This is a genomic window from Bradyrhizobium sp. USDA3516, from assembly GCF_057651995.1.
Window position 1 is genome coordinate 220,798 of the sequence record NZ_JBYGYN010000011.1, and the last position, 24,658, is coordinate 245,455.

At 64.5% G+C, this 24,658-nt stretch carries 31 protein-coding genes and 1 riboswitch; of the genes, 10 read left to right on the forward strand and 21 right to left on the reverse strand.

Annotated elements, in window-relative coordinates; all coding sequences use genetic code 11:
* Window positions 1–14: 14 nt before the first annotated feature.
* On the reverse strand, window positions 15–1,076 hold the full coding sequence (locus AC24YW_RS30215; protein ID WP_487486125.1) for an alpha/beta fold hydrolase: 1,062 nt from the start codon (window positions 1,074–1,076) through the stop codon (window positions 15–17).
* A 124-nt stretch (window positions 1,077–1,200) separates the two neighbouring features.
* Here AC24YW_RS30215 and AC24YW_RS30220 point away from each other — a divergent pair, with 124 nt between their 5' ends.
* Window positions 1,201–1,470: a DUF2277 domain-containing protein gene (locus AC24YW_RS30220; protein ID WP_487486126.1), complete on the forward strand. Its 270-nt coding sequence runs from the start codon at window positions 1,201–1,203 to the stop codon at window positions 1,468–1,470.
* A 93-nt stretch (window positions 1,471–1,563) separates the two neighbouring features.
* A complete protein-coding gene (locus tag AC24YW_RS30225; protein WP_157281653.1) occupies window positions 1,564–1,779 on the forward strand; it encodes a hypothetical protein in 216 nt (71 codons plus the stop codon).
* 9 nt (window positions 1,780–1,788) lie between these two features.
* Here AC24YW_RS30225 and AC24YW_RS30230 read toward each other — a convergent pair whose 3' ends face one another.
* The 3 genes from AC24YW_RS30230 to AC24YW_RS30240 all read right to left on the reverse strand — a co-directional run bounded on the left by AC24YW_RS30230 (window position 1,789) and on the right by AC24YW_RS30240 (window position 3,626).
* Window positions 1,789–2,301: a collagen-like protein gene (locus AC24YW_RS30230; RefSeq protein ID WP_487486127.1), complete on the reverse strand. Its 513-nt coding sequence runs from the start codon at window positions 2,299–2,301 to the stop codon at window positions 1,789–1,791.
* Between the two features lie 131 nt (window positions 2,302–2,432).
* Window positions 2,433–2,681 carry a helix-turn-helix domain-containing protein gene (locus AC24YW_RS30235; RefSeq protein WP_157281651.1) on the reverse strand — a complete coding sequence of 83 codons (249 nt, stop codon included), beginning with the start codon at window positions 2,679–2,681 and terminating at the stop codon, window positions 2,433–2,435.
* 177 nt (window positions 2,682–2,858) lie between these two features.
* Window positions 2,859–3,626 (reverse strand): SDR family NAD(P)-dependent oxidoreductase, encoded by a 768-nt coding sequence (locus AC24YW_RS30240; RefSeq protein WP_487486128.1) that lies wholly within the window; start codon window positions 3,624–3,626, stop codon window positions 2,859–2,861.
* Between the two features lie 111 nt (window positions 3,627–3,737).
* On the opposite strand from AC24YW_RS30240, the gene AC24YW_RS30245 reads away from it, so the two are divergent.
* The gene (locus AC24YW_RS30245) at window positions 3,738–4,223 is read left to right on the forward strand and encodes a J domain-containing protein (RefSeq protein WP_487486129.1); all 486 of its coding nucleotides are present in this window, start codon (window positions 3,738–3,740) and stop codon (window positions 4,221–4,223) included.
* Between the two features lie 79 nt (window positions 4,224–4,302).
* Here AC24YW_RS30245 and AC24YW_RS30250 read toward each other — a convergent pair whose 3' ends face one another.
* The 3 genes from AC24YW_RS30250 to AC24YW_RS30260 form a co-directional block, all read right to left on the reverse strand.
* The gene (locus AC24YW_RS30250; protein ID WP_487486130.1) at window positions 4,303–4,554 is read right to left on the reverse strand and encodes a hypothetical protein; all 252 of its coding nucleotides are present in this window, start codon (window positions 4,552–4,554) and stop codon (window positions 4,303–4,305) included.
* Between the two features lie 237 nt (window positions 4,555–4,791).
* Window positions 4,792–5,052: a hypothetical protein gene (locus tag AC24YW_RS30255; protein WP_487486131.1), complete on the reverse strand. Its 261-nt coding sequence runs from the start codon at window positions 5,050–5,052 to the stop codon at window positions 4,792–4,794.
* Window positions 5,053–5,241: 189 nt separating this feature from the next.
* The gene (locus tag AC24YW_RS30260) at window positions 5,242–5,625 is read right to left on the reverse strand and encodes a RidA family protein (protein WP_487486132.1); all 384 of its coding nucleotides are present in this window, start codon (window positions 5,623–5,625) and stop codon (window positions 5,242–5,244) included.
* A 473-nt stretch (window positions 5,626–6,098) separates the two neighbouring features.
* Here AC24YW_RS30260 and AC24YW_RS30265 point away from each other — a divergent pair, with 473 nt between their 5' ends.
* A complete protein-coding gene (locus tag AC24YW_RS30265) occupies window positions 6,099–6,533 on the forward strand; it encodes a hypothetical protein (RefSeq protein WP_487486133.1) in 435 nt (144 codons plus the stop codon).
* Window positions 6,534–6,674: 141 nt separating this feature from the next.
* Here AC24YW_RS30265 and AC24YW_RS30270 read toward each other — a convergent pair whose 3' ends face one another.
* Window positions 6,675–6,986 (reverse strand): glutathione S-transferase C-terminal domain-containing protein, encoded by a 312-nt coding sequence (locus AC24YW_RS30270; protein WP_487486134.1) that lies wholly within the window; start codon window positions 6,984–6,986, stop codon window positions 6,675–6,677.
* 170 nt (window positions 6,987–7,156) lie between these two features.
* Between AC24YW_RS30270 and AC24YW_RS30275 the strand changes: the two genes are divergently transcribed.
* Window positions 7,157–7,861 carry a hypothetical protein gene (locus tag AC24YW_RS30275; RefSeq protein ID WP_487486135.1) on the forward strand — a complete coding sequence of 235 codons (705 nt, stop codon included), beginning with the start codon at window positions 7,157–7,159 and terminating at the stop codon, window positions 7,859–7,861.
* Complete coding sequence (locus tag AC24YW_RS30280) at window positions 7,861–8,613, forward strand: pYEATS domain-containing protein (RefSeq protein WP_487486136.1); 753 nt, start codon at window positions 7,861–7,863, stop codon at window positions 8,611–8,613. The genes AC24YW_RS30275 and AC24YW_RS30280 overlap by 1 nt, the downstream gene beginning before the upstream one ends.
* A gap of 145 nt (window positions 8,614–8,758) precedes the next feature.
* On the opposite strand, the gene AC24YW_RS30285 is transcribed toward AC24YW_RS30280, so the two are convergent.
* Window positions 8,759–9,259, reverse strand: coding sequence for a mismatch-specific DNA-glycosylase (locus AC24YW_RS30285; RefSeq protein ID WP_487486137.1), 501 nt, complete (start codon window positions 9,257–9,259; stop codon window positions 8,759–8,761).
* A 142-nt stretch (window positions 9,260–9,401) separates the two neighbouring features.
* Between AC24YW_RS30285 and AC24YW_RS30290 the strand changes: the two genes are divergently transcribed.
* Window positions 9,402–10,256 carry a hypothetical protein gene (locus AC24YW_RS30290; RefSeq protein WP_487486138.1) on the forward strand — a complete coding sequence of 285 codons (855 nt, stop codon included), beginning with the start codon at window positions 9,402–9,404 and terminating at the stop codon, window positions 10,254–10,256.
* Window positions 10,257–10,313: 57 nt separating this feature from the next.
* Here the strand turns inward: AC24YW_RS30290 and thiC are convergent, their stop codons facing one another.
* From thiC to AC24YW_RS30320, 6 genes are all read right to left on the reverse strand, one after another.
* Window positions 10,314–12,212 (reverse strand): phosphomethylpyrimidine synthase ThiC, encoded by a 1,899-nt coding sequence (thiC, locus tag AC24YW_RS30295; RefSeq protein WP_487486139.1) that lies wholly within the window; start codon window positions 12,210–12,212, stop codon window positions 10,314–10,316.
* Between the two features lie 183 nt (window positions 12,213–12,395).
* Window positions 12,396–13,004, reverse strand: coding sequence for a thiamine phosphate synthase (locus tag AC24YW_RS30300; RefSeq protein ID WP_487486140.1), 609 nt, complete (start codon window positions 13,002–13,004; stop codon window positions 12,396–12,398).
* A complete protein-coding gene (locus AC24YW_RS30305; protein ID WP_487486141.1) occupies window positions 12,991–13,773 on the reverse strand; it encodes a thiazole synthase in 783 nt (260 codons plus the stop codon). Before AC24YW_RS30305 ends, AC24YW_RS30300 begins: the two co-directional genes overlap by 14 nt.
* A 172-nt stretch (window positions 13,774–13,945) precedes the next feature.
* A complete protein-coding gene (gene thiS, locus AC24YW_RS30310; RefSeq protein WP_487486142.1) occupies window positions 13,946–14,143 on the reverse strand; it encodes a sulfur carrier protein ThiS in 198 nt (65 codons plus the stop codon).
* Window positions 14,134–15,159 carry an FAD-dependent oxidoreductase gene (locus AC24YW_RS30315; protein ID WP_487486143.1) on the reverse strand — a complete coding sequence of 342 codons (1,026 nt, stop codon included), beginning with the start codon at window positions 15,157–15,159 and terminating at the stop codon, window positions 14,134–14,136. The genes thiS and AC24YW_RS30315 overlap by 10 nt, the downstream gene beginning before the upstream one ends.
* A riboswitch (TPP riboswitch) is annotated at window positions 15,147–15,288 on the reverse strand. (Overlaps the previous gene by 13 nt.)
* A 132-nt stretch (window positions 15,289–15,420) precedes the next feature.
* Complete coding sequence (locus AC24YW_RS30320) at window positions 15,421–15,969, reverse strand: transglycosylase SLT domain-containing protein (protein ID WP_487486144.1); 549 nt, start codon at window positions 15,967–15,969, stop codon at window positions 15,421–15,423.
* Window positions 15,970–16,199: 230 nt separating this feature from the next.
* On the opposite strand from AC24YW_RS30320, the gene AC24YW_RS30325 reads away from it, so the two are divergent.
* A complete protein-coding gene (locus AC24YW_RS30325) occupies window positions 16,200–16,415 on the forward strand; it encodes a hypothetical protein (RefSeq protein WP_487486145.1) in 216 nt (71 codons plus the stop codon).
* On the opposite strand, the gene AC24YW_RS30330 is transcribed toward AC24YW_RS30325, so the two are convergent.
* Window positions 16,416–17,738, reverse strand: a complete 1,323-nt coding sequence (locus AC24YW_RS30330) for an ATP-binding protein (RefSeq protein WP_487486146.1) — start codon at window positions 17,736–17,738, stop codon at window positions 16,416–16,418.
* A 12-nt stretch (window positions 17,739–17,750) separates the two neighbouring features.
* Complete coding sequence (locus tag AC24YW_RS30335) at window positions 17,751–18,521, reverse strand: response regulator (protein ID WP_487486147.1); 771 nt, start codon at window positions 18,519–18,521, stop codon at window positions 17,751–17,753.
* Window positions 18,522–18,703: 182 nt separating this feature from the next.
* On the opposite strand from AC24YW_RS30335, the gene AC24YW_RS30340 reads away from it, so the two are divergent.
* Together AC24YW_RS30340 and AC24YW_RS30345 are read left to right on the forward strand one after the other, a co-directional pair.
* Window positions 18,704–19,264: a hypothetical protein gene (locus tag AC24YW_RS30340; protein ID WP_487486148.1), complete on the forward strand. Its 561-nt coding sequence runs from the start codon at window positions 18,704–18,706 to the stop codon at window positions 19,262–19,264.
* 211 nt (window positions 19,265–19,475) lie between these two features.
* Window positions 19,476–20,003 (forward strand): PRC-barrel domain-containing protein, encoded by a 528-nt coding sequence (locus tag AC24YW_RS30345; RefSeq protein WP_487486149.1) that lies wholly within the window; start codon window positions 19,476–19,478, stop codon window positions 20,001–20,003.
* Between the two features lie 79 nt (window positions 20,004–20,082).
* Here the strand turns inward: AC24YW_RS30345 and AC24YW_RS30350 are convergent, their stop codons facing one another.
* Genes AC24YW_RS30350 through AC24YW_RS30365 form a run of 4 tightly spaced genes read right to left on the reverse strand, consistent with a single transcriptional unit; the run spans window position 20,083 to window position 24,398 of the window.
* Entirely contained in the window at window positions 20,083–20,913 is an 831-nt protein-coding gene (locus tag AC24YW_RS30350; protein WP_487486150.1) for an ABC transporter permease, read from the reverse strand.
* Entirely contained in the window at window positions 20,910–22,172 is a 1,263-nt protein-coding gene (locus AC24YW_RS30355; protein WP_487486151.1) for an ABC transporter permease, read from the reverse strand. Before AC24YW_RS30355 ends, AC24YW_RS30350 begins: the two co-directional genes overlap by 4 nt.
* 6 nt (window positions 22,173–22,178) lie before the next feature.
* Entirely contained in the window at window positions 22,179–23,228 is a 1,050-nt protein-coding gene (locus tag AC24YW_RS30360; protein WP_487486152.1) for an ABC transporter substrate-binding protein, read from the reverse strand.
* Window positions 23,229–23,288: 60 nt separating this feature from the next.
* Complete coding sequence (locus AC24YW_RS30365) at window positions 23,289–24,398, reverse strand: ABC transporter ATP-binding protein (protein ID WP_487486153.1); 1,110 nt, start codon at window positions 24,396–24,398, stop codon at window positions 23,289–23,291.
* Between the last annotated feature and the right edge of the window lie 260 nt (window positions 24,399–24,658).

The window sequence follows — 24,658 nt, forward strand, 5'->3', positions numbered from 1 at the left end:
TCGTGCTGCAAGTACTACATCGTCCGCTGCGGCGCGGTCTGTAGCAATTGCCTGACCTGCTCGCTGTAGAACTTTGCATTGCCGGTGGTGCCGTGGCCGCGCGTCTCGGTGCTCGCGGGGATCAAATAGAGGCGGCCGTTCTTGACGCGCTTCATTGCGGCCTCCGTGAGGCCAGTCTCGGGCGGGTTGCGCTCGTCGTCGGCGGAATTGATCAGCAGCAACGAAGCCTCGATTGCCTCCAGCTTCTCGCTCGCATTGTAATCGTGTGAGGACTCCCACTGGTAGATAAAGTCGTTGGCATCGGCCGTGATCGGCGTCGCGAGCCGGTCGTCGACCATCTTGTCGGCCTTGGCCGCGGTCGGCGCCTGCGATTGATAGGCCAGCGTTCCGCCGATGCTGGCGATGCCGTAGGCCGTGACGGCATATTTCATCATGCGCGGCTGGCTGCTGTAATTGCCGCCATTGTAGTCGGGATCGTTGCGGATGGTGTCGAGCATGATCCGCCGCATCATCCAGTTGCGCGAGGCCATCTCGGTCGGCTGCGAGGCCATCGGGATCAGCGCATCCATCGCCTTCGGATATTTCTCGCCCCACAACCAGGTGTGCATGCCGCCCATTGAATTGCCAATCACCAGCCGCAGATGCTTGACACCGAGGCCTTCCGTCACCAGGCGATATTGCGCCTCGACCATGTCCTCGTAATTGTATTTCGGAAAGCTCGTCTTCATCCCGTCGGAGGGCTTCGACGATTGGCCGTGGCCGATATTGTCGGGAATGATGATGTAATATTTGGCGGCATCGAGCGGTTGCCCCGGGCCGAACAGCTCACCACCGAAGGAGGGCCCCAGCATGCCGGTGCCCGAGCCGCCCGTGCCGTGCAACACCAGCACCGGGAGGCCGGAAGGCTCGCCGACGGTGGTATAGTGCAGCTTCAGCTCAGGCATGACTTCGCCGGTGTGGAACTTGAAATCTTTGGCGATCCAGTCGCCCTGCGTGGGGGTGGGGTAGTCGGCAGCCATCGCCGATATCGAAAACGACAGCAGGACGGCCGACAGCGCCGTGCAAAACAGCTTCATGTTTTCCTCCCCAGTGCGGCTCGTCGTTAGCGGCCACGTTGGGACGGAACTTAGCAGAAGTATGCGGAAGGTTGTAGGATTTCAGCTCGGCCGATCGTCTTTATGGAAACTCGGGAGAGACCGCATGTGCCGCAACATCAAGACGCTGTTCAACTTCGAGCCGCCGGCGAGCGAGCATGAGATCCACGCCAGCGCGCTGCAATTCGTGCGAAAGCTGTCGGGTTTCAACAAGCCGTCGCAGGCCAACGAGGCGGCGTTCGAACGTGCGGTGGCCGAGGTCTCCGATGTCGCGCGAAAGCTCCTGACCTCGCTGCATACGAACGCGCCGGCGCGCGACCGCGAGATTGAGGCGGAAAAGGCGAAAGAGCGTTCGCGGCTGCGTTTCGGTACGTGAGCTCAGGCCGCGTGCTCCGTGATCTGGCTCACGGTATCGGCTGCCTCGGCTTGCGATGGTGGCGGCCGGGGTTTTGATCGCCCGGAGCACGACATGAGCCACCCCCTTCTTCCCTTGAAAGCAGGTGCCATCGTCTTCACGCTGCTGTGGACCGCGTGGATGATGTGGTGGAGCGGCTCGTTCTCGAGCGCGAATGTGATCATCCTCGCGCTGTGCGGCGCGGCGGTCGGCTATCTCTGGTATCGCGCCATGCGCTGGCAGTTCGAGCGCATGGGCATGCTGCCGCGGCGCGAGGATCGGCCCGACTAGACTCGTCGGCTATTCCTTGCCGTGCTTTTTCTTTTTCCTTTTCTTCCTGTGATCGTCGCTGCCATCGCTCTCGCCGTCGACGATTGCCTCGTCGCTCTCCTGGACGGCGGCTTCGAGCGCTTCGCGCTCGGCGGCTTCGCGTTCGCGCTGGCGGCGGCGTTCGTCCCAGGCGTCGAAGAGCTGGTCGAGCCACGGCAGCACCTGCTCGATCGACGGCAATTGGCCGGGCGGACCCGGCTCGCCGCGCGGGCCTTGCGGTCCCGCCGGCCCCTGCGGCCCGGCAGGTCCCGGTGCGCCGGCCGGCCCACGCGGACCGGCTTCGCCCTGCTTGCCTTGCGGACCAGGCTTGCCGGCCGGTCCGGCCTTCCCGACCGGGCCCGGCTTGCCCTGCGGCCCGGGCTTGCCGCGTGCGCCATCCGGGCCGCGACGGCCCGGATGACCCTGTGGCCCCGGCCGTCCCGGCTCGCCTTGCCGCCCACGAGGACCCTGAGGCCCCGGCCGTCGTCCCTGGTCGTCTGCCACGCAGTCGCTCCCTTCACCTGGAGCAAGCTACTTAGCGGCGTTTGACGACAGCAGCAATTCTGCCCGCGCATCGTGCCAGGCTTGATCAACATCATTGTAGCGCGCCGTCGCGGGCCGATTAATGTCGTGCGCTAATCCTGACAGGCGGGCACGTCGATGCCGGAGGCGGCATAGAGCCTGATCTTGTTGCGCAGCGTGCGCACCGAAAGGCCGAGCACGCGCGAGGCGCGCGTGCGGTTGCCGTCGCAGCGCGCCAGCGTCTGGAGCACGAGCTCACGCTCGACCTCGTCGACGGTGGCACCGATTAGAAGCGGAACGATCTGGTTCGGGGCAAGGAATTGTGCGTCCGGCCCGGACGCGGCGACATGAACAGTGGTCATCACCACACCTCCCGATCAACGCCCGCTTCCATCGTCGGAAGCGGATCGAGAACCAACGACCCCCAAGCCGTAGGTCTACGGTGGTCGGGTTTGGTTAATGAAAGGTTAATTGGAGGGGCTGCACCGAATTGATCTTGAGAATGCCCAGATGCGGCCGCGATTGGCGCGAGCCTCGCCTCACACCGTGCGATAGCCGCCGTCCACCATCACGATGGTTCCGGTGACATAGGCCGACAGATCGGAGGCGAGGAACACCGCGGGGCCGACGATGTCCTCGGGCTTGCCGGTGCGCGCCAGCGGGGTGTGATCGATGAAAGCCTGCACCAGCGCCGGATTGGTCGCGCGCGCATTGGCGTTGAGGTTGGTCTCGATGAAGCCGGGGCCGATCGCATTGACGCGCACGCCTTCCTTGCCGAGCTCGACCGCGAGCGCCTTGGTGAAGCCGAGCAAGCCGTGTTTCGAAGTGGTGTAGGCCGCCGAGCTCGGCGTGCGCAGATGCACGAAGGACTGGATCGAGCCGATATTGACGATGCGGCCTTTGCTGGCGCGCAAGGGCGCGAGGAACGCCTGCGTCACGTTGAAGACGCCGTTGAGGTTGAGCGAGATGATGTCGTTCCAGTCCTTCGCCACCGTCTCGGTCTCCGCGGTGAAGGCGTTGCGGCGGGTGATGCCGGCATTGTTGACGAGGATCGAGACCTGCCCGATCTTGTCCGCGACCTGTTTGGCGAGCGCGAAGCAATCCTCACGCCTGGTCACATCAAGCGCAAAGCTCTCGGCCTTGCCGCCCGCTGTCCGGATCTCCTGCGCCGCCTCCGCCGCCGTCTCGGCGTTGACGTCGAGCAGCACGACTTGCGCGCCCTCGCGCGCATAGCCGGCGGCGATCGCCCGGCCAATTCCGGAACCGGCGCCGGTGACGACGGCGATGTGGTTTGCGAGCAGCGCCATGGCAGTTTCCTCCCGTTTTCGTTTCGAAGTTTCACGAAACGCTAACGCGAAATTAAGGGGTCGGAAACGGCGGCCTTGGCATACTGATCTCGATTGCTAAACGTTGCGCGCATGATGGAACGGCTCGAAACCTGGAAACTCGCTCTGGAACGCCTGCGGTCGGCGCAAGCGCCGGAATGGGCCGAGGCCGGCCGGCTGGTGGCCGAGATCGCGCGGATGAGCAGCGACGTCACGCTGCGCCAGGCCGCCGAGCAGGCGCTGCCGGTGCTGCGCCAGGCCGTCGACAATGACGATCACAGCGTGACGGCGGCGGCCCAGCGCCGTCTCGGCGTAGTGCTCGAGGTCGTGCACGATCTGACCGCGCCGCGCTTCGGCCGTCGCAACGCCGCGCCGAAGAAGCTCTCCAGCGAGGACCGCGCCCGCAAGATGCTCGGCCTGCCGCTTTCGGTGCAGCTCACCTGCGAGGACATTAACCAGGCCTATCGCCGCGCCGCCAAGGGCCTGCATCCCGACCAGGGCGGCAGCGCCGAAGCCTTCATCGACCTCGCCGCCGCGCGCGACATCCTGATCCATCCCGGCGCACACAAGGACGCGTGAACGTCTCGGGCCTTCGAAAAGAAAAACGGGCAAGGACGCTTGCGTCCTTGCCCGGTTCATCGTCCGCCGATCGATTACCTTACCACTTGCAGCTGCCGCTCTTCAGCGCGGCGTCCTTGACCATCAGCGCATCGACGAAGGTCGGCACGCTGGCGCTGGCGCGCTGGTAGCCGGCCGGCCACGGCGTGGTCGGAATGCTCTCGTCCCAGATCTGGCAGAAGCCGGTGTCCTGCCAGCGGATCAGATGATAGCTGGCTTCGGCCGGGCTTGCGGCGACGAACGCGGTGACGGCAAGACCGGCGGCAGCGCACAGCATGGAAATACGACGCATGATCAGCTCCTCAAATGAATGATGTGATGTGCCTCCCGACAATGACGGGGAGGGCGGTGCGGGAAGCGCTTGGCAGGCGCCCCGGACAAGATGTGAGTAGTTCCACCCGCCGCCGAGGTTCAAACAATGTGCGCTGGAGATGCGCGATTTCGGCCGGCGAAACGCTTCAGGCCGGCGCAAAGCAAAAGGGCGGATCGCCCGCGCGACCCGCCCTTCAATGCGATGCTCGCGTCCGGTTCAGAGCGTGCACTTCTTCTCGGCGCGCATCTTGATCTGCAGGTCCGAGGCCTGCTGGAAGGTCGGGAGCGGCTTGCTGACGACCTTGTAGGTCGACACCCCGAACTGGAACGGCTTGTACTTCAGGTCCTCGTTCCAGACCTGGCAGATGCCGGTGTTGTCCCAGCGGATCACGTAATAGCCGACCGCGGCCGAGGCCGGCACGGCGAACACGGAAGAGGCGATGCCGGCAACGGCACTGAGCGCGAGAAGGCGACGCATGAACTATCTCCTTGTGGGACATGGGACCGGAAAAATTCGTGCGGTAAAAGCACGGTCTTTGCAAGCGGGGGAGCCGCCGTTCACGGACATGTCAGGCTTGCCCCAAGCATTTGGTTTGGCTGCGTGCCCGATGGGCCACAGGCAGCTTGCTCGGCTCACACTGGCTCTCACTTGGCTCTCACTTGGTGCTCACTTGGCGAGCGAAGCGACCGCTTCGATCTCGATCAGCATCTTCGGATCGGGCAGGGCCTGCACCACGCAGGTGGTGCGTGCCGGGTACGGCGGCGGGCCGAAGGCGCCGGCATAGAGCGCGTTCATGGCGGCAACGTCCGAGGCGCGGGTCAGGAGCACGTTGACCTTGACGAGATCGCGGAAGGTGGCGCCGGCCTCGTCGAGCACGCGGCGGATGTTGACGACGACGTTGGCGAACTGCGCCTCGAAGCCGTCGGGCAGCGCGCCTGATGCATCGAAGCCGGGAATGCCGGAGAGGAACAGGAGGTCGCCAACCCGCGTCGCAAAGGACAGCGGCGGCGCCTTGACGTGCGGCGGGGGCGCGAAATGCTGGATCGGCATGGATCACCTCAGGGACCGGGGCGGAGGGGCTCAGCGTAGCGGCCGGCGAGAGCCTCGCAAAACGAAAGTGCGAAAACAACCCCATGCACAGCAGGGCTGGTGCGGAAATCATTGACGTTTTTCAGAATTCGTGAAAGGCGAAGCCGCCGGTTGCTCCGTCGGGCAAAACAGGGGTAGTATGGCATGCTGGCGAAGGTGGTCTTCGCCTCTCCCGCGTGCGGTCTGCGCGTGGTGAGAGAACAGGCCATTCGCTCCGTCATTGCGAGGAGCCCTTGCGACGAAGCAATCCAGGCTGCCGCCGCGGAGGGATTCTGGATTGCTTCGCTGCGCTCGCCGCATGAGGACCTTCCGCGAGTCTCGCCGCCGCCGTACTTGCGGAGGTTCCCCTTCCATCATGTTGCCGCCCCGATCGATCAGGTACATTCGCTCCGTCTGATTCGAATCCTCCCCCAAAAAAATCTCCGGAGACACCCATGAAGCTCGCATCCACCCTCCGCGCCGCGTGCCTCGCCATCCTCGCCCTGGCTGGCCTCTCGACGAGCGCGCGCGCCGACAGCGGCTTCGTGACGCTGACGATCTACAAGGCCGGCTGGATCATCGGCGGTTCCGGCGGCTCGGGCGTGCTGAACTTCCGCGGCCGCTCGTACGCCCTCTCCACCGGCGGCCTCGACTACGGCCTGGTGTTCGGGGGATCGAAGACCGTGCTGCGCGGCCGCGTTTCCAACATCAACCGGCCGTCGGATGTTGCCGGCGTCTACGGCGCTGCCGGCGCCGGCCTAGCCGTCGGCCGCGGCGCCCGCGCCATCGTGCTGAGCAACCAAAAGGGCGCGGTGCTGGAACTGACGGGGCACCAGGTCGGGTTGATGGCGAACGCCGATCTCAGCGGGCTTGCGATCACGATGCGGTAAAAGACGGCGCTACACATCGTCATTGCGAGGAGCACTTGCGACGAAGCAATCCAGACTGTCACCGCGACAAGATTCTGGATTGCTTCCGCCTTCGCCGAGGCTTCGGCGGACAAGTCGCTGCGCTCGCAATGACGGAGCAATCTAGTTGTTACTCACCATCGCATGCACCCGCTCGCAATGCGCGACGAGGTTTGCGTGCGCATCGACGAAGGCCTCGAGCGGCGTCGGGATCGGAAAATAGTAGATGTTGGCGATGAAGCCGTAGATGCCTGCGTCAACGCTCGTCGGCGCCGCGCCGTGCACGAAGCCTTGCGCCGGCGGGGCGGAGGCATCGAAGACGTGCTCATGCACGAACGGCACGCCCGCGAGCTTGAGCAAGGCGTAGACCTTGAGGCCGTAGCCGTTGTTGTCGGCGACGCCGAAGAGCTTTGGGTAGGAGTAGAGCGTCAGCATGGGTGGGATCCTCTATCTGGCGGGCCTGGAATGCAGGGCGTCGCAGCGACAATTGCCCCCGCGGTTGGCCAGACAACGGCCTTGACGGTGGATCGGAATCCGAACATTCTGATCGCGTTTAAGTAGTGGAGTATTTTTTCTCTCTCCGTCAATCAATGCGGGGATTTGACGTGAACAAGATTTTTGTCGCCTTTTCATTTCGGGATCGCAACGAGCAACTGGTCAGGGACGTTGACCGGCTCATTCGCAGCCATGGCATCGTGCCTGTCAGCGGAGAAATTCTTGGCGGACAGGATCTCACTCCGGAAGTCCTGGCCCGCATTCAGGAATGCGACGCTCTGATCGCGCTGATGACGCGAGAGCTGCAGGTGCAGGCCCCTCCGCCTGCGGAAAGCTATTGGATGCCGACCCAATGGGTGGCGGGCGAGTATGTAGCGGCGCGGACCAGGAATCAGCTCGCCATCGCCATCATCGAAGATGGTGTCCGTTTGAACGGGCCGTATGCGCAGAATGAGCATATCAAGCTCGATCGGGCGACGCCCGCGGAAGCCCTTGTCCGTCTCTCTGAAACGATTGGTTACTGGCGGACGCAAGCGGGGCGGGCTCTCGAGATCAGGCTTGTGCCGAAGGAGGCCGCCATCTTCGCGGCCAGCGGCAATGCGAAGTGCCAGTACAGGCTCGTCCGTCCCAACGCAGTGGCACCGAGTCCGTGGATCGACGGGCGGGCGGCGCGAAAGCCGGGCGGCGTGTTTCTCGTCGTGCCGGGCGTCAAGGCGGATGACTCCATTGAGGTTCAGCTTCTCGAGGGAGCCCTCCCAAGGTGGAATTCGGTCGAGTCCCCGCAGTGGGTTCACATCGAGCTGGCGAGCGTGTGATGACGAGCCTCAAGATTGCCCAGCATTCCGAACCAATCGAATCCGCGTACTGGCAGTGGTCGGTCTGGCTCGAAGGATCCCCAGAGGAGATCGCCGCCGTCGAGGAGGTGGTCTGGAAACTTCACCCGACGTTCTCGCCGTCCGAGGTACGCGTGACGGATCGCGCGAATAACTTTCGCCTGGAGAGCAGTGGCTGGGGTGAATTTCGGATTCAGGCAGCTGTCCGCATGGACAACGGGCAGAACCTCGCGCTGAGCCACTGGCTGCGTCTCGGCCGGTCGGCGCCGTCAAAGGAGGAGATGGCTGCGGCCGAGACCGACGAGTTTGTGTCGCTTGCCATCGAGCCCGGCGAACGCCAGCCGCGGGTATTCCTCTCTTATACCAGCTCGGACGCTCGGCTCGCAGGCGCTGTCGCAAAGGAATTGAAGCGCAATCACGTTGACGTCGACGTCGACGTCGACATTCCCTCAGGCGTCAATCTCCGGGACTGGATTTCGGAAAAGATTGCCCAGAGCGATGCCACCGTGTTCCTGCTCCCCAACGCCGATTCCGCGATGCTGTCGAACAGCTTCACAAGCTATGAATTGCAGCTGGCGCAGAAGTCGGACAGGCCGATCATTCCGATCCTGCGATCGACGGCCGATGTGCCGGACCAGCTGAGAAACTTCAAAGCGATCACTGTCGAAGGAGGGCCATCCGCCGAGATCGATGTGCAGGCCATCGCCCGCTCCATCACGAATATCGTTCGTTGAAGTGAAGTTCTCGTAGGTTGGTTAGCCCCGGGGCTGCGCGAAGCACAGTCCCTGGCGCAACCCGGCGCTTGGGCGTCCGCGGCAGCAGAAGCGGTAGGTTACGCCCCGCGGCGGCCGCTTTGCGCCGCCGCGCGTCTAACCCACCCTACGCAGCGATCCACGCCGCCAGCTCGCGCCACGGCTCGATCGTCCAATGCCCGGAGGCAGCACCCGAGGGCGACGGGAGCACGAATGTCTCCGGCCAGCTTCCATCCGACGGCTGCCGCCCCAGCGCAATCGCAGCCGACGACCTGGCGTAAAACAAGCTCGCCGCCTTCTTGCTCGTGAACGCAACCGTCCGCGGCCGGTACTTGTCCATCTTCGCCCTGAAGCCCGGCACGTCGATCGTCTCCGCCGCGATCTGGTGATCCATCCCGGCGCCCGTCTTGCAGAGATCGGTGAAGCCGATCCCGAGTTTGATCAACGACGCAAACTCGCCTGGCTGATAGCGCCGCGGCGTGATCCCGGCCTCATGGATCGCGCGCCAGAAGCGGTTGCCGGGATGGGCGTAATAGTGCCCGAGCTCGGCCGAGCGCGTCGAGGCGGCGGTGCCGACGAAGATGAGGCGGAGGTCGGGGCGGAGGAGGTCGGGGAGGCGGTGTGACAAGTCAAACGTCCGTTGTGGGTCTTGTAAGTTCGATTGGCCGAAATATGCGTGCTCGCGCTTTACTTGCGCCGAAGTGCTTATGGCTACCGGGGTGCAGGTTGCGCTATGCTTTAGTTTGCCGATCAAGTTGAGAGGGGGACTGATGCCAGATTCTACAGCTAGGGAAGTATGCGGACTGGTTATGCCAATCTCAGCGATTGATGGTCTGTCCGAAGCTCATTGGGCAGAGGTGCTGCTTATATTATCAGATGCAATCGAGACAGCCGGCTTTAGTCCGAACCTTGTAAGCAACGCGGACGACATTGGGATTATCCAAAAGCGGATCATTCAGAATCTGTATGACAATCCAATCGTGGTCTGTGACGTGAGCGGCAAGAATCCAAACGTGATGTTTGAGCTTGGCATGAGGCTGGCGTTCGATAAGCCGACGATCATCGTAAAGGATGATAAGACGACCTATTCGTTTGACACGTCGCCGATCGAACACGTGACCTATCCGCGTGATCTGCGTTACAGCCAGATTGTTGAGTTTAAACAGAAATTGGCTGACAAAATAAGAGGAACCTTCCAGAGAGCTGCGGCCGATGCTAACTACACCACCTTTTTGAAAAATTTCGGCGAGTTTACGGTTGCCAAATTGGACAAGAAGGAAGTTTCAGGACAGGAATTCATTCTCGAAGAAATAAAAAGTTTGCGCTCGTTAGTGCAGCGCCTTGATCGGTCAATACCAGAGGCAGCGTTGCGAAATAAATCGACGCCTCATCTCGATGTGGTCGAATGGGAGTTTCCAAAATTGAGCCCGTCGAAGCGAAAGCTAATCTCTTCTCTCGTCCAGCAGCTACCATTCACTCATAGCCTTGCTTGGAAGGAGTTAAGAGATGGCAGCTACGCACTGAATATGATCGTTGAGAAAGAGCACATAAACGATGTTCGGAGTTATCTTAGTGAGCATGTCGATAGGATGCTCGAAGTTGAAGCAAGAGAAGTTGTGAAATAGCTGTCGGGCGAGGATCAGCTAAGAGGCTAGCTGCCCCCGCCCTGGCATGCTTGTATTTCACAGCACCCGATTACTCTCCTTCACCTTCTCCGCATCCAGATACAAGCTCTCGCCCATCTCCTTGAACTTCGCGCTCATCCTGGCCATGCCGTCCTCGGCGGTGCCGCTCATCGACATGCCCACCGAGTTCGGATCGTTAAGCGTCGCGGCGTAATCCCGCACGTCCTGCGTGATCTTCATCGAGCAGAATTTCGGGCCGCACATCGAGCAGAAATGGGCGACCTTGTGGGCTTCTTTCGGCAGGGTCTCGTCGTGGAAGTTCTTCGCGGTATCCGGATCGAGGCCGAGGTTGAACTGGTCGGTCCAGCGGAATTCGAACCGCGCGCGGGAGAGGGCGTCGTCGCGCAGTTGCGCGGCGGGGTGGCCCTTGGCGAGGTCGGCGGCGTGGGCGGCGATCTTGTAGGTGATGACGCCGGTCTTGACGTCGTTACGGTCGGGTAGCCCCAGATGCTCCTTCGGCGTGACGTAGCAGAGCATGGCGCAGCCGAACCAGCCGATCATGGCCGCGCCGATGCCTGAGGTGATGTGGTCGTAGCCCGGCGCGATGTCGGTGGTCAGCGGCCCCAGCGTGTAGAACGGCGCTTCGCCGCACTCTTTCAGCTGCTTGTCCATGTTGATCTTGATCTTGTGCATCGGCACGTGGCCGGGGCCCTCGATCATGACCTGGCAGCCCTTGTCCCACGCGATCTTCGTCAATTCGCCGAGCGTCTCCAGCTCGGCGAACTGCGCGCGGTCGTTGGCGTCGGCGATCGAGCCGGGACGCAGGCCGTCGCCGAGCGAGAACGAGACGTCGTATTTGCGCATCAAGTCGCAGATCTCGTCGAAATGGGTGTAGAGGAAGCTCTCCTTGTGATGCGCCAGGCACCACTTCGCCATGATCGAGCCGCCGCGGCTGACGATGCCGGTGACGCGGCTGGCGGTGAGGTGGATGTATTGCAGGCGCACGCCGGCGTGGATGGTGAAATAGTCGACGCCCTGCTCGCACTGCTCGATCAGCGTGTCCTTGTAGAGCTCCCAGGTCAGCTTGACCGGATCGCCGTTGCACTTCTCAAGCGCCTGGTAGATCGGCACGGTGCCGATCGGCACCGGCGAGTTGCGCAGGATCCACTCGCGCGTGGTGTGGATGTTGCGGCCGGTCGAGAGGTCCATCACGGTGTCGGCGCCCCAGCGGATCGCCCACACCATCTTCTCGACCTCTTCCTCGACCGATGAGGTCACCGCGGAGTTGCCAATATTGGCATTGATCTTGGTCAGGAAGTTGCGGCCGATGATCATCGGCTCGAGCTCTGAGTGGTTGATGTTGCAGGGAATGATGGCGCGGCCGCGCGCGATCTCCGAGCGCACGAATTCCGGGGTGATGAAGGCGGGCACCGCGGCGCCAAAACTTTCGCCGTCGGCGAGCGCGGCTTCGGCGCGCTCGAGCTGGGCCTTGCGCCCGAGATTCTCGCGCTCGGCGACGTAGATCATTTCCTTGGTGATGATGCCGGCGCGGGCGAATTCGAGCTGGGTGATCTTGTGGCCATCGAGGCCGCGCAGCGGCTTGTGATAGGCCGAGAAGGCGCGCGCGGCCTTGTCGGTGGAGACGCTGCCATTGTCCTCAGGCTTGATCTGCCGGCCCTCATATTCCTCGACGCCGCCGCGCTCCAGCACCCATTGCTTGCGATTGCGGGGCAGGCCGGCGTTGACGTCGATGGTGACGGAGGGGTCGGTGTAGGGGCCGGACGTGTCGTAGACCGGCAGGTTCGGCTCGCCCGCGCCTTCGGACAGGATGATCTCGCGCAGGGGCACGCGGATGTCAGGCGCGGCGTCGGGGGTCGCGAAGATTTTTCGCGAGGAGGGCAGGGGGCCGGTGGTGACGGCGGGGACGGTTTTATCGGGGTTGGAGCGGATGTTCATGGGGATCCTCCGGTTAATTCGTTAGTTTCGCTGCGCGAGAGGCAATTACCGCTGTCATCCCCGCGAAGGCGGGGATCCAGTACTCCGCACCGGTACGGCTAGAGCCGAGAAGGCGCGGCGTACTGGATCGCCCGGTCAAGCCGGGCGATGACGGCGGAATGTGGGGTGAGAGCGGGGACAGCATCACGCCGCTTCCTTCGACAGGCCGAGCCATTGCTTCACGCGGGCATCGGGGTCCGGGTTCTGGGTGACGTCGGACACGACAGCAATCGAATCCGCGCCCGCCGCAAAAATCTCCGCGGCGTGCTCGAACTTGATGCCGCCGATGGCGACCAGCGGGATGGTGCCGATGCGCTGCTTCCATTCGGTGATCTTCGGAATGCCCTGCGGCTCGAAGCGCATCGACTTCAGGGTGGTGAAGAAGATCGGGCCGAGCGCGACGTAATCGGGCTTCGCCGCCAGCGCCGTCTCAAGCTCCGCATCGTCATGGGTGGAGATGCCGAGCTTGAGGCCGGCCTCGCGGATCGCGCCGAGGTCGGCCTCCGCGAGGTCCTCTTGGCCGAGATGCAGATATTCTGCGCCGGCCACGATCGCCGCACGCCAATAATCGTTCACGACGAGCTTGGCTTGCATGCCCTTCGTGATCGCCAGCGCGTCGCTGACGATCTGCAGCGCCTGGGAGTCGTCGAGCTCCTTGGCGCGCAGCTGGATGGTGCCGACGCCGAGCCTGGTCAGGCGCTCGACCCATTTGAGGCTGTCGACGACGGGATAGAAGCGATCAGGATACGGCATGCCAGAACGGGGTCCCAACGACAGGGGTGGAGGGCGAGGCGAAATCACGGGCGTTCATCAGCCCGGCCTCGTAAGCGGTGCGGCCGGCCTCGCAGCCGAGGCGGAAGGCGGTCGCCATCGCGACGGGATCGGCAGCCTTGGCAATGGCGGTGTTGAGCAGCACGGCGTCATAGCCGAGCTCGAACGCCTGCGCGGCGTGCGAGGGCGCGCCTAAGCCGGCGTCGACTACCAGCGTGATGTCGGGCAGCCGCTCGCGCAGGAGCTTGAGCGCATCGCGGTTGGTGATGCCCTTTGCGCTGCCGATCGGCGCGGCCCACGGCATCACCACCTTGCACCCGGCATCGACCAGGCGGCTCGCGACGGAGAGATCCTCCGTGCAATAGGGGAACACTTCAAAACCGTCCTTGATCAGGATGGTCGCGGCTTCGACGAGGCCGACGACATCGGGCTGCAGCGTGTCGTTGTCGGCGATGACCTCGAGCTTGATCCAGCTGGTGCCGAACAATTCGCGCGCGAGCTTGGCCGTCGTCACTGCCTCGCGCACGGTGCGGCATCCCGCGGTGTTCGGCAGCACGGTGACATCTAACTCGCGGATCAGCTTCCAGAACGCGTCGCCAGTCTTGCCGCCGGCGGATTCGCGCCGCAGCGACACCGTGACGATGTTGGCACCGGAGGCGCGGATGGCGTCCTGCATGATCGCAGGCGAGGGATAGAGCGCGCTGCCGATCAGGAGGCGGGAGGCGAAGGTCTTGCCGTAGAAGGTCACCATGGCTCAGGTGTCTCCACAAGTGCAGGTGTCATCCTCGCGAAGGCGGGGATCCAGTACGCCGCAGCAGCGCGGCTGGAACCGTGAAGCCGCGGCGTACTGGATCGCCCGGTCGAGCCGGGCGATGACAGCGGAGTGTGTGGCAGGCGTCGGTGCAACGAACGTAGAGCCATCCTCACCCTCCCTGCCGCGGCGTGATGATCTCGATCTCGTCGCCGGCCTTCAAGCTCGTCTCGGCCCAGCGGCTTTTCGGCACGACGTCGTAATTGAGCGCGATGGCGAAATGGCTGCCTTCGTAGTCGAGCTCGGCGAGCAGGGCGTCGACGCTGGCCGCGTTCACCTCACGCTGCTCACCATTGACGATCACGCGCATTGCATTACCTCGTTGTCGATCTGGCCGCGCTCGACAAAAACGAGCGTCAGCTCAGCGAGCGCAGGCGCAATCAGGAAGCCGTGGCGGTAGAGGCCGTTGACGCTGATCTTGCGATCGCGAATGCCGATGCGCGGCAAATTGTCGGGAAAGGCTGGCCGAAGCCCCGAGCCGAACTCGACGATGCGGGCCTCGCCGAACGCCGGATGCACGGTGTAGGCGGCGCCCAGAAGCTCCAGCGCGGAGCGGACGCTGACGCCGGTGTCTTCCGCCTCGATCGAGGTCGCGCCCAGCATGAACAGGCCGTCCTCGCGCGGGATCACGTAGAGCGGCCAGCGCGGATGGATCAGCCGTACCGGGCGCGCCAGCCGCACCTCGTCCGTCTCGATCAATATCATCTCGCCCTTGACGCCGCGAAGCTCGCTCTGCTCGTCGCGGGCGCTGATGCCGCGGCAATCGATCACGATGCCTTTGGGATCCAGGTCTGCGAGCTCGCTCGCGCTGACGTCGCTGCAGAACCTGATGGTGCCGCCGGCAGCCTTGATGCGCTCGTGCAGCTTCGGCAGCACGCGGCGCGGCTCGACATGGCCCTCGGCCGGGAAGAACAGCGCGTCGCGGAAGCGGCCCTCCAGCGACGGCTCGAGCGCGGCAAGGCCGGCGGCATCGAGCCGGCGGTGATCCGCGGTCATGCGCGCAAAGCGCTCGAAATCGTTGCGCTCGCGCGGATGGGCGACGACCAGCGAGCCGTTGAACGGCGTGTCCGGCAGTTCGCGCCGCCAGAGATCGAGCGAGCGCAGGCCGAGGCGGCTGATGATGGGTTCGGCGATTTCGGCCTCGCAATAGGGCGCGAGCATGCCGCCGGCCCAATGGCTGGTGGCATCCGTCATCGCCTCGTCACCGCGCTCGTGCAAGGTGACGGCGTGGCCGGCCTGCGCGAACAGCAGCGCCTGCCAGGCGCCCGCGATGCCTGCGCCGATGATGGATACCGGTGAATCCGGTCGCTTGGTGGTCTGCAACATCCCTGTCCCTTCGCCGGCATGACCCGGATCAGGTTCAAAGGGTCACCGCGGTCTTGGGCAGCCTGTGTTGGCAGGATTGCCCATTTAGCGGTATCTCAGCTCCTCCTCGGAGCACCCCTCGGAACGGTGCCAATGTATGCCAGCCGGGCGGGGTGGTCAACGCGTTAACACTCGTCATGCCCGGGCTTGTCCCGGGCATCCACGTTCTTGGCGTGGATGCAAAGACGTGGATGGCCGGGTCAAGCCCGGCCATGACGGAGATCAATAAGCGGGAACCTGCGCCCGCGCGTTGCGGACGCGCTGAGCGAGCTTCCTGTGCGGCACGTTGCCGAACATCGGCTGCGGATTGCCGTTTGGCTCCAGCCAGGGCTGGCCCATTGTCTCGCCCGCATTGGCGACCTGCACGGCTTCCTGCCGCTGGCGCTTTGCAGCATAGTAATAGCCGCCCGCGAAATAACGCACGGCTCGCGCATGATCGCCATTGGCGGCACGATAGGCGCCGGCGAGGTACTTCACGGCGTAGGTGAGGTTGGTGTTGGGATCGCGCAGGCCCGCGGCATCGCCGGTGTAGCCGACCCCGCGGGCGGTCGCGAGCTTGATCTGCATCAGCCCGATGGTGCCGCCGCGGCCGACGAGGTGCGGCTGATAGCGGCTTTCACGCATGATGACGCGATGCACCAGCGCTTCCGGCACGCCGTTGGCGCGGGCATGGGCGGCCACCATCTCGGCATATTCGGCTTCGCCGGCCATAGCGGCCTGCGGCAACGTCAATCCGGCCGCGAGCAGCGCGACAACGCGTAAAATTTTCATCAGATAGTCCTTGAGTAGCCTGCGCCCAGCCGCCTTAAGCAACCCGATCACGGCGATGATGTGACCAAACGCCGCCGTTAACGTTTTTGCGGTGCCGTGCCGCCGTTACGACTCAAAGCTGGCGTAATCGGGCTTCGGGGGCGGATGATCCCCGCTCGCGACAGCATGCCTGTCTATTCGCGCTAGCGCGAATGCGAGTAAGAAACGGCCAGCAAATCGGGAGAGGTGCCATGACGAGAGCCGACCTGGTCACTGCACACGCCACCGACATCCCCAGATACAACCCCTGCGCCCAGTGCGGCACGCCGATCGCGCAGCCGGACTGGATCGAGCCGGGCAAGGGGCGCATCTCCTATCTCTGGACCTGCCACGCCTGCAACTATCGCTTCGAGGCGGTGGCGATCTTCCCGCAAGAGGCCATCGAGCACCCGCCGCTCGCGGCTTGATCACGCGGCGCGGCGCGCCGCCTGCGCGACCGGCAACTGCATCCGCACGATCAAGCCATGCGGAGCGCGGTCGTGCAGCGACAGCGCGCCGCCGTGGGCGAGCGCGATCGCGCGCGCGATCGACAGGCCGAGCCCGAAGCCGGTGGAGTAGTCCATGGTGCGCGCGTCGTCGCCGCGCACGAACGGCTCCAGCATCTCCTGCTTGCGTGCATCCGAAATGCCGGGGCCGTCGTCCTCGACGTCGATGACGAGCGCGGTGTCCGAAGCGTCGAGGCGGATCGTCACCTCGGTGCCGAAGCGCACGGCGTTCTCGACCAGGTTGGTGACGCCGCGATGCAGATCGTCAGGCCGCGCCGCGGCGGTCGCCGATGCCGGACCCTTGTAACGTACGACATGGCCCATGTCGCCGAACTGATCGGCGACGAGCTGCAGCGTGCTGGCGATGTCGACCAGCGTCACCGCCTCGACCTTGCGATCGTCGCGCAAGAGCGACAGCACCGATTCCAGCATCTCGCGCATCTGGTCGAGATCCATCAGCATGCGCTTGCGGTTGGTTTCGTCCTCGATGAACTCGGCGCGCAGGCGCAGCCGCGTGATCGGCGTGCGCAGATCGTGGCTGATCGCGGCCAGCATCCGCGTGCGGTCCGACATCAGCCGCGCGATCCGCTCGTGCATGCGGTTGAGCGCGCGCGCCACCGCGCGGATCTCCTCCGGGCCGCGCTCGGGCAGCGGCTCGGCGGTGCCGTCGAGGCTGAAATTCTCCGCCGCCTCGGCGAAGGACGACAGCGGCCGCGTCAGCGCGCGCGCCGCCCACAGGCCGAGCACGGTGACGCAGATGAAGGTGCTCATCAGCGCCATCAGCCAGGGCGCGCCCCAGAACCACGGCCGCGGGCTGCCACCGACATGGCCCGCGATCACGGTGCCGTCGGGCAATTGCACGCCGACGCGGGGCGCGCCGCCACCTGGCGCCAGTACTCCAGTCTTGTAGGCGCGGCCGAGTTGATGGCGCATCCCGCGCAGATTCAGTCTGTCGGTCTCATCGAGGTTTGCCGTGCCGGGCGCGAGCATCTCGATGCCGAGCCCGGGGAAGGCGCGCGCGAGATCGGCGACGAGGCGCGGACGCTCGCCCGCCTCCGCCGCGCCCAGCAGCAGCGCGGCATCGGCCAGTTGATGCGCCCCGTCCGGCGACGCCTCGGGGCGGTCCGGCCGGACGATCAGGAAGGTGGTGGTGACGACGAGATGGAGTGCCACTGTCGAGGCCAGCACCAGCGCGGCGATCTGCCTGCCGATGCTCTTGAGGTGGAAGAACGAGAACGGCTTCATCGTCGTCCCCCGTCAGCCGCTCAGGGGCGCTGCGCCCGCTCCAGCGCTTGCTGCCTCGCTTCTCGCGACTTCGGTTCGTGGCGTGAACAAGTAGCCGCCGGAGCGCACCGTCTTGATCAGGGTAGGATCGGCCGGATTTGGCTCGATCTTGCGGCGGATGCGGCTGACCAGCACGTCGATGGAGCGCTCGAACGAGCCGGTGTTGCGCCCTTGCGTGAGGTCGAGCAGGCTGTCGCGCGACAGCACGCGGCCGGGCCGCTCGCAGAACGTCCTGAGCAGATCGAACTCGGCGCTGGTCACCGCGACGCGCGCGCCTGCGGGATTGCGGAGCTCGCGCAGGCGCAGATCGATGCGCCAGCCTTCGAAGGTGAGCGTGGAGGCACCCTCGACCGAGCTCGCCGCTTGCGCGGCGGCCTGGCGGCGCAGCACCGCGTTGATGCGGGCGAGCAGCTCGCGCGGGTTGAACGGCTTCGGCAGATAATCGTCTGCGCCCATCTCGAGGCCGAGGATGCGGTCGACGTCCTCGGCGCGCGCGGTCAGCATGATGATCGGCGTCTGGCTTTCGGCGCGCACCTTGCGGCACAGCGTGAGGCCGTCCTCGCCGGGCAGCATGACGTCGAGGATGATGAGGTCGACGCGGTGATCGGCCATGGCGCGCGACATCTCGCGGCCATCGGCGACGGCGGTGACGTTGCAGGCGTTGCTGCGCAGATATTTTGCAATCAGCGTCCGGGTTTCGCGGTCGTCCTCGACGACCAGGATGTTGGGATTGGGAATGGCCATGCGCCTTGTTGGATCAAAATTCGGGCCAAATGGCGAAGATTTTTGTTTCGGATTGTTTCTGCCCGGCTGCCCGCAACGGACAGCAATCGACCGGGCGCGGGGCGGCAAGATCCCGTTAAGCGCGTCAACCCTACCGTGGCGTGGTCCGCAACGAACCCTCCCGCAAGAACCACGGAGCCATCATGACCTCGATTTCGGCGGCCTCCACCGGCAGCTATCAATCGCCGCTGCAGCGGCTGCAGCGGGAATTGCAATCGCAAGTCTCCACGGGCGCGATCGCATCGTCGGATCAGTCCGCGCTGTCGACGGCGCTGACCGACATCGACACGGCGCTCCAGGAGAGCCGGGCGAGCGGCCGGTCGGGCGGTACGCGCCCGTCCAGGGAGGAGATGCAGTCGAAGCTCGACGACCTCATCTCGAACGAGGTGTCGAACGGCACGCTCACCTCCGACCAGGCCGAGGAGTTGAAGAACGTCTTTCAGTCCGCCTTCGCGAAGGGGACCGGAGGGCCTGGCGGCGCGGGCGGCCCGCCGCCCGGTCCGCGGCCGGGCGACGGCGCTTCGGACGCATCCGCGACGGACTCATCGAGCAGCAGCGCGACGGGGCAGAGCGTGAGCGACGTCCTCCAGCAATTCATCGAGGCGCTGCAGCAATCGCAATCGTCGAACCCGTCCTACGGCGCCAACGGCAGCTCAACCGGCAATGCGAGCTTCGCCGCGCTCCTGATCGACTACAAGAGCTGACCTCGGCGACGCCAGGTCGGCGCGGTCCTCGCCGCGGTCATGCCGTGCCCCAACGCGCATGATCGTTGGCGGGGAACCGTGCACCGCAAAATGTTCCTGAGTGACGCAGGAACAGTTCGCGCATGGCGCGACGAAATTGCGGCAGGCACGGAACTGCGCTTGGACAACGCGGTTTTCTCCGCACGAGTTTTCTGTGAAGGAGAGGACAACAATGTTGATGAAATCGATCGTCACCGGCCTCGCCGGTACCGCGCTGCTTGCGACCGTCGCATTCGCGCAAACACCGCCCGCTGCCACCACCGACAAGGCGGCCCCTGCGGCCACCGCAACGACCACGACGGCTTCCGGCCAGTGGCGCACCTCGAAGATGGACGGCCTGAAGGTCTACAACGAGGCCAACGAGAACATCGGCACGATCAACGACCTGCTGATGGACAAGAATGGTGACATCAAGATCGCCGTGATCGGCGTCGGCGGCTTCCTCGGCATGGGCGAGCATCTGGTCGCCGTGCCCTACGAGAAGCTGAAGTTCGTCAACGAGCCCGTCGCCTATACCGGCACCGGCGCGAACCCCGGCGCCAAGCCCGCCGGCACCACGACCGGCGCGGCGACCGGGACCGACAGGCCCGCGACGACCGCGTCGACGTCGTCCGCGTCGAAATGGTATCCGGACCACGCCGTGTTCAATGCCAGCAAGGACGAGCTGAAGAACATGCCGGAGTTCAAGTACGCGGAGTAATGCGGCTCGCGTAACCGCCTGAACGAAGCGCGCCTGGTTTTCACCGGGCGCGCTGTCGTGCCTTCGACCTCCCGCGTCCTCAATCCCCGCCGCCCTTGAGCCGTTCATTGCGCCGGCGGAGGGCCTCCAGGGTGGCGAGCAGCACGACCGAGACCGTCGTCAAGATCACCGCCGCTGCCGTGATGGTCGGGCTGATGTTCTCGCGAATGCCGCTGAACATCTCGCGCGGCAGGGTGCGCTGCTCGGGACCCGCCATGAACAGCACGATCACTACCTCGTCGAAGCTGGTGGCGAACGCGAACAGCGCGCCTGATGCCAGACCCGGCAGGATCAGCGGCAGGATCACGCGATGGAACGCTTCGAGCGGCGAGGCGCCGAGCGAGGCGGCCGCGCGTGCCAGGTTGGTGTCGAAGCTCTGCAGCGTCGCACCGACCGTGATCACCACGAAGGGTGTCGCCAGCGCGGTGTGAGCCAGGATCAGGCCGAGATAGCTGCCGGTCAGGCCAATCGGCGCGAAGAAGAAGTACAGGCCGACCGCGGTGATGACCCCGGGCACGACCACCGGCGACAGCACGAAGGCCAGCACGAGCGGCTTGAACCGGCTCTTCCACTGCGCCAGCCCCAGCGCGGCCGTCGTGCCGAGCACCATGGACAGCAGCGTCGAGGCGACGCCGATGATCATGCTGTTCTTGAGCGAGTTCATCCAGCGCGGCGAATTGATGAAATCGTCGTACCAGCGCAAGGAAAAGCCCGGCAGCGGATAGGTGAGGTACGAGCTTGAACTGAAGGACAGCGGCATGATCGCCAGGATCGGCGCGATCAGGAAGATGAACACCAGCGTGGAGACGACGACGGTCGCGGCCCACGCGATGCGCTGGCTGGGCGTCCGCAGTGAGGAATTGTCCCTCAATTCTTCATCCCTCCCGTGACCTGCTGGCCCTGCACCAGCTTGCCGTAGACGAGAGCGAGCAGAACGGTGGCCAGCAGCAGCACCGCACCCAGCGCCGACGCAAGGCCCCAATTGGCCGTCTCGGTCGTGTAGAGCGCGATGAAGTAGCTGATCATCTGGTCGGCGGCGCCGCCGACCAGGGCCGGCGTGATGTAGTAGCCGAGCGCCAGGATGAAGACGAGCAGGCTTCCCGCGCCGATGCCGGGCAGGGTCTGCGGCAGATAGATCCGCAGGAAGGCGGTGAGGGGTGGCGCACCGAGCGAGGCGGCGGCACGCATGTAGGCGGGCGAGATCGCCTTCATGCTGCTGTACAGCGGCAGGATCATGAACGGCAGCAGGACGTGGGTCATCGCGATGCAGACGCCGAAGCGGTTGTAGATCAGGCGTAAGGGCGCATCGATGATGCCGAGCCAGAGCAGACTATCGTTCACGACGCCCTTGCTCTGCAACAGGACGATCCAGGCGCAGGTGCGAACCAGGAGCGACGTCCAGAACGGCAGCAGCACGAAGATCATCAAGAGGTTCGACCGGCCCGGCGGCAGCGTCGCTAGGAGGTAAGCGACCGGGAAACCGAGGATCAGGCAGAGGACCGTGACACCGAGGCTGATGAGGAAGGTGCGGATGAAAATGTCGCGGTAGATGGCCTGATCCGGTGCTGCAGCGACGATGGCGCCGTCCGCGTTTCGCGTCAGGTCGAGCGCGGCGAGCAGGTAGAAACCGGTGATCGGGCCGCTCGCGTCCTTGATCGTGGTCCAGGTGGCGCGTTCGCGCCAGGCGGGGTTGATCTTGCCCAGCGTCTCCTTCGCCGTACCAGGCTCCGGCACCGCCTTCAGATTGCGCCCCGTGCTGGTCAGGATCGTGCGGAAGCCGTTGAGCGCGTAATTGAGCCGCTTGGCCGCGATCGCAATGGTGCCGGCGGCGCGCGCCGCCAGGATGTCGCTTGCCAGCGCCGCATAGGCCTTTTCGTCCGGCAGGTCCTTGCCGTCCCAGCTGGCGAGAGCAATTGTCGTTTGCGGCAGGACCTGACGCACCTCCCAATCCTCGACCGAACGCCACAGCATGCCGGCGATAGGACCCGCAAAGGTGAAGAGCAGAAACAGCAGAAGCGGCAGGACCAGCGCCAACGCCTTGACCTGGCGTGTCCGCTCAGCACGCCTCAATCGGCGTTTGAGCGGCACCTCGGTCGCGGCATCAGCGCCGGTCAGGAGCGCGTTCGTCATCGGCCGCTATTTCGCGGCCCATTTGTTGAAGCGCTCGGTCAGGCGGTCGATGTTCTCGAGCCAGAAGGCGACGTTGATCTCGACCGCGTTCTTGATGTTGTCGGGCGCCGTCGGCAGGTCCTTCAGGACGGCGGGCGCGAGCTTGCCGGCGGCGTCCTTGTTCGAGGTGCCGTAGGCAATGTTCTCCGACAGCTTGAACTGGTTCTCCGCCTTGCCGACGAAATCCAGGTACTTGTAGGCCGCGTCCTTGTTCGGGCTGCCCTTCAGGATGACCCAGCTGTCGATGGTGAACAGCGCGCCGTCCCACACCATGCCGAAGTTCTTCTTGTCGTTCTTGTTCGCGGTGTCGATGCGGCCATTGTAGACCGAGGTCATCGCCACCTCGCCGGAGGCGAGCAATTGCGGCGGCTGCGCGCCGGCCTTCCACCAGACGAGGTCGCCCTTGATGGTGTCGAGCTTCTTGAAGGCGCGCTCGATGCCTTCGTCGGTCGCCAGCACCTTGTAGACGTCCTTCGGCGCGACGCCGTCGGCCATCAGCGCGATCTCCAGCGTGGTCTTCGGACCCTGACGGAGCGCGCGCTTGCCCGGAATCTTCTTGGTGTCGAAGAAGTCGGCCCAGCCGTTCGGGGCCTCCTTCAGCTTGTCCTTGTCGTAGCCGAGGACGAAATCGTAGAGGATGGCGCCGACGCCGCAAGGATTGACCGCCGGCGGGATATAGGCGGCCTCGCCGCCGATCTTGGAATAGTCCAGCTTCTCGAACAGGCCTTCCTCGCAGCCGACCGCGAGCTCGTCGCTCTCGACCTGGACGACGTCCCAGGTGGCGGCGCCGCCCTGCACCTTGGCGCGCAGCACGCCGACGCCGCCGTCCCAGGATTCGTCGTTCATCGCAACGCCGGACGCCTTCTTGAACGGCTCGAAATAGACCTTCTTCTGGGCCTCCTGATACGCACCACCCCACGAGACGATGGTGAGGTCGCGCGCCTCCGCGACGTTGGCCAGAGCAGCACTGGCGCCCAGTGCCGCCGCGAAACCCAGAGCAATCTTGCGCTTCAGCATGGTCTTCGTTCCTTCTTCATGTGAGTTGCGTTGACATTGATTGGTTTCGCTGCCGTTCGATCAGACCGGATCGAGGGCGAGGCAGTCCTCGGGGCGGAAGGTGACGAATACGGTTTCGCCATGTTTCAGGCCGTCATGCGCTCCCGGCTGAAGCTTGACCATGAACTCGGGGTTGCCGGCCACATCCAGCACCGCCAGCGCGTGGTCGCCGAGATAGATGGTGTTCTGGACCCTCGCCGGCAGCCGGTTCGGTCCCTCACCTGAACTGCCATTCGGGATGATCGCGACACGCTCCGGCCGCACCGACAGGGAGGTCGATGCGCCCGCGCCCGACACGTTGACCACCCGCGCGGCGACGGTGCCGCCACCGGCCAGCGCGACGCGGCAATAATCCCTTTCGACGGTTTCCACGGTGCCGGCGAGCACATTGTTCTCGCCGATGAAATGGGCGACGAAGCTGTTCACGGGATGCTCATACAGCGCGTCGGGCCGGTCGATCTGCTGCACGATGCCGTCGTTGAATACGGCGATGCGGTCCGACATCGTGAGCGCTTCGCTCTGGTCGTGGGTGACATAGACGATCGTGATTCCCATCGTCTCGTGCAGCTGCTTGATCTCAAGCTGCATCTGCTCGCGCAGGCGCTTGTCCAGCGCGCCCAGGGGCTCGTCCATCAGCACGAGCTGCGGATTGAACACCAGCGCGCGGGCCAGCGCCACCCGCTGTTGCTGACCGCCGGACAATTGCCCGGGCCGCCGGTGGGCAAACGTTTCCATCTTGATCATGCGCAGCGCCGCGCCGACGCGCTCTTGCGTTTCCGCCTTGCCCGACTTGCGAACCGAGAGCGGGAAGGCGATGTTTTCCGCGATCGTCAGGTGCGGAAACAGCGCGTAGTTCTGGAACACCATGCCGATGTCGCGCCTGTGCGGCGGCACGTTCTTGATCGGCCGGTCACTGAGGTAGATCTCGCCATGGGTCGGCACCTCGAAGCCGGCCAGCATCATCAGCGTGGTCGTCTTGCCCGATCCCGACGGGCCGAGCAGGGTGATGAACTCGCCCTTCCTGATGTCGAGATCGAGGTTCTTCACCACGAGATGCTCGCCATCATAGGTCTTCTGAATGCCGGAAAATCGCACCAGCGCCGGCGCAGGTGTGACCATGCCGGCTTCCATGTTGTCCTCGCGGTGTCCCCTTACAATGCCGTGCGAGATTAGCATCCTGCAGCGAGAATGCCAGCGGCGCAAGCGACGAGGAATTGTGCGGCTCCGGCGAGTGGCAGCCTATCGCATACGGTTTCACGGGCACCGTCTGGGGCTTGCTCGGCCTCTCCCGCTTGCGAGAGCGGCCGACGCGCTCGCAGAGCGCGGCGGGTGAGGGCTCTCACCGCGCAGGGACATACTCGGCAAATTCTCGACAACCCCAACGCGGAGAA

Bases quoted from the DNA above. Each gene is read 5' to 3' on its own strand.
- AC24YW_RS30280 (WP_487486136.1), top strand. From the start codon at position 7,861: ATGACGAGCCTCAAGATTGCCCAGCATTCCGAACCAATCGAATCCGCG.
- AC24YW_RS30335 (WP_487486147.1), bottom strand. From the start codon at position 18,521: ATGGCCATTCCCAATCCCAACATCCTGGTCGTCGAGGACGACCGCGAA.
- AC24YW_RS30315 (WP_487486143.1), bottom strand. From the start codon at position 15,159: ATGTTGCAGACCACCAAGCGACCGGATTCACCGGTATCCATCATCGGC.
- AC24YW_RS30255 (WP_487486131.1), bottom strand. From the start codon at position 5,052: ATGCGTCGCCTTCTCGCGCTCAGTGCCGTTGCCGGCATCGCCTCTTCC.
- AC24YW_RS30220 (WP_487486126.1), top strand. From the start codon at position 1,201: ATGTGCCGCAACATCAAGACGCTGTTCAACTTCGAGCCGCCGGCGAGC.
- AC24YW_RS30305 (WP_487486141.1), bottom strand. From the start codon at position 13,773: ATGGTGACCTTCTACGGCAAGACCTTCGCCTCCCGCCTCCTGATCGGC.
- AC24YW_RS30235 (WP_157281651.1), bottom strand. From the start codon at position 2,681: ATGACCACTGTTCATGTCGCCGCGTCCGGGCCGGACGCACAATTCCTT.
- AC24YW_RS30245 (WP_487486129.1), top strand. From the start codon at position 3,738: ATGATGGAACGGCTCGAAACCTGGAAACTCGCTCTGGAACGCCTGCGG.
- thiS (WP_487486142.1), bottom strand. From the start codon at position 14,143: ATGCGCGTGATCGTCAATGGTGAGCAGCGTGAGGTGAACGCGGCCAGC.
- AC24YW_RS30360 (WP_487486152.1), bottom strand. From the start codon at position 23,228: ATGCTGAAGCGCAAGATTGCTCTGGGTTTCGCGGCGGCACTGGGCGCC.
- AC24YW_RS30290 (WP_487486138.1), top strand. From the start codon at position 9,402: ATGCCAGATTCTACAGCTAGGGAAGTATGCGGACTGGTTATGCCAATC.
- AC24YW_RS30250 (WP_487486130.1), bottom strand. From the start codon at position 4,554: ATGCGTCGTATTTCCATGCTGTGCGCTGCCGCCGGTCTTGCCGTCACC.
- AC24YW_RS30300 (WP_487486140.1), bottom strand. From the start codon at position 13,004: ATGCCGTATCCTGATCGCTTCTATCCCGTCGTCGACAGCCTCAAATGG.
- AC24YW_RS30225 (WP_157281653.1), top strand. From the start codon at position 1,564: ATGAGCCACCCCCTTCTTCCCTTGAAAGCAGGTGCCATCGTCTTCACG.
- AC24YW_RS30345 (WP_487486149.1), top strand. From the start codon at position 19,476: ATGTTGATGAAATCGATCGTCACCGGCCTCGCCGGTACCGCGCTGCTT.
- AC24YW_RS30260 (WP_487486132.1), bottom strand. From the start codon at position 5,625: ATGCCGATCCAGCATTTCGCGCCCCCGCCGCACGTCAAGGCGCCGCCG.
- AC24YW_RS30270 (WP_487486134.1), bottom strand. From the start codon at position 6,986: ATGCTGACGCTCTACTCCTACCCAAAGCTCTTCGGCGTCGCCGACAAC.
- AC24YW_RS30365 (WP_487486153.1), bottom strand. From the start codon at position 24,398: ATGGAAGCCGGCATGGTCACACCTGCGCCGGCGCTGGTGCGATTTTCC.
- AC24YW_RS30265 (WP_487486133.1), top strand. From the start codon at position 6,099: ATGAAGCTCGCATCCACCCTCCGCGCCGCGTGCCTCGCCATCCTCGCC.
- AC24YW_RS30340 (WP_487486148.1), top strand. From the start codon at position 18,704: ATGACCTCGATTTCGGCGGCCTCCACCGGCAGCTATCAATCGCCGCTG.
- AC24YW_RS30320 (WP_487486144.1), bottom strand. From the start codon at position 15,969: ATGAAAATTTTACGCGTTGTCGCGCTGCTCGCGGCCGGATTGACGTTG.
- AC24YW_RS30240 (WP_487486128.1), bottom strand. From the start codon at position 3,626: ATGGCGCTGCTCGCAAACCACATCGCCGTCGTCACCGGCGCCGGTTCC.
- AC24YW_RS30325 (WP_487486145.1), top strand. From the start codon at position 16,200: ATGACGAGAGCCGACCTGGTCACTGCACACGCCACCGACATCCCCAGA.
- AC24YW_RS30355 (WP_487486151.1), bottom strand. From the start codon at position 22,172: ATGACGAACGCGCTCCTGACCGGCGCTGATGCCGCGACCGAGGTGCCG.
- thiC (WP_487486139.1), bottom strand. From the start codon at position 12,212: ATGAACATCCGCTCCAACCCCGATAAAACCGTCCCCGCCGTCACCACC.
- AC24YW_RS30215 (WP_487486125.1), bottom strand. From the start codon at position 1,076: ATGAAGCTGTTTTGCACGGCGCTGTCGGCCGTCCTGCTGTCGTTTTCG.
- AC24YW_RS30330 (WP_487486146.1), bottom strand. From the start codon at position 17,738: ATGAAGCCGTTCTCGTTCTTCCACCTCAAGAGCATCGGCAGGCAGATC.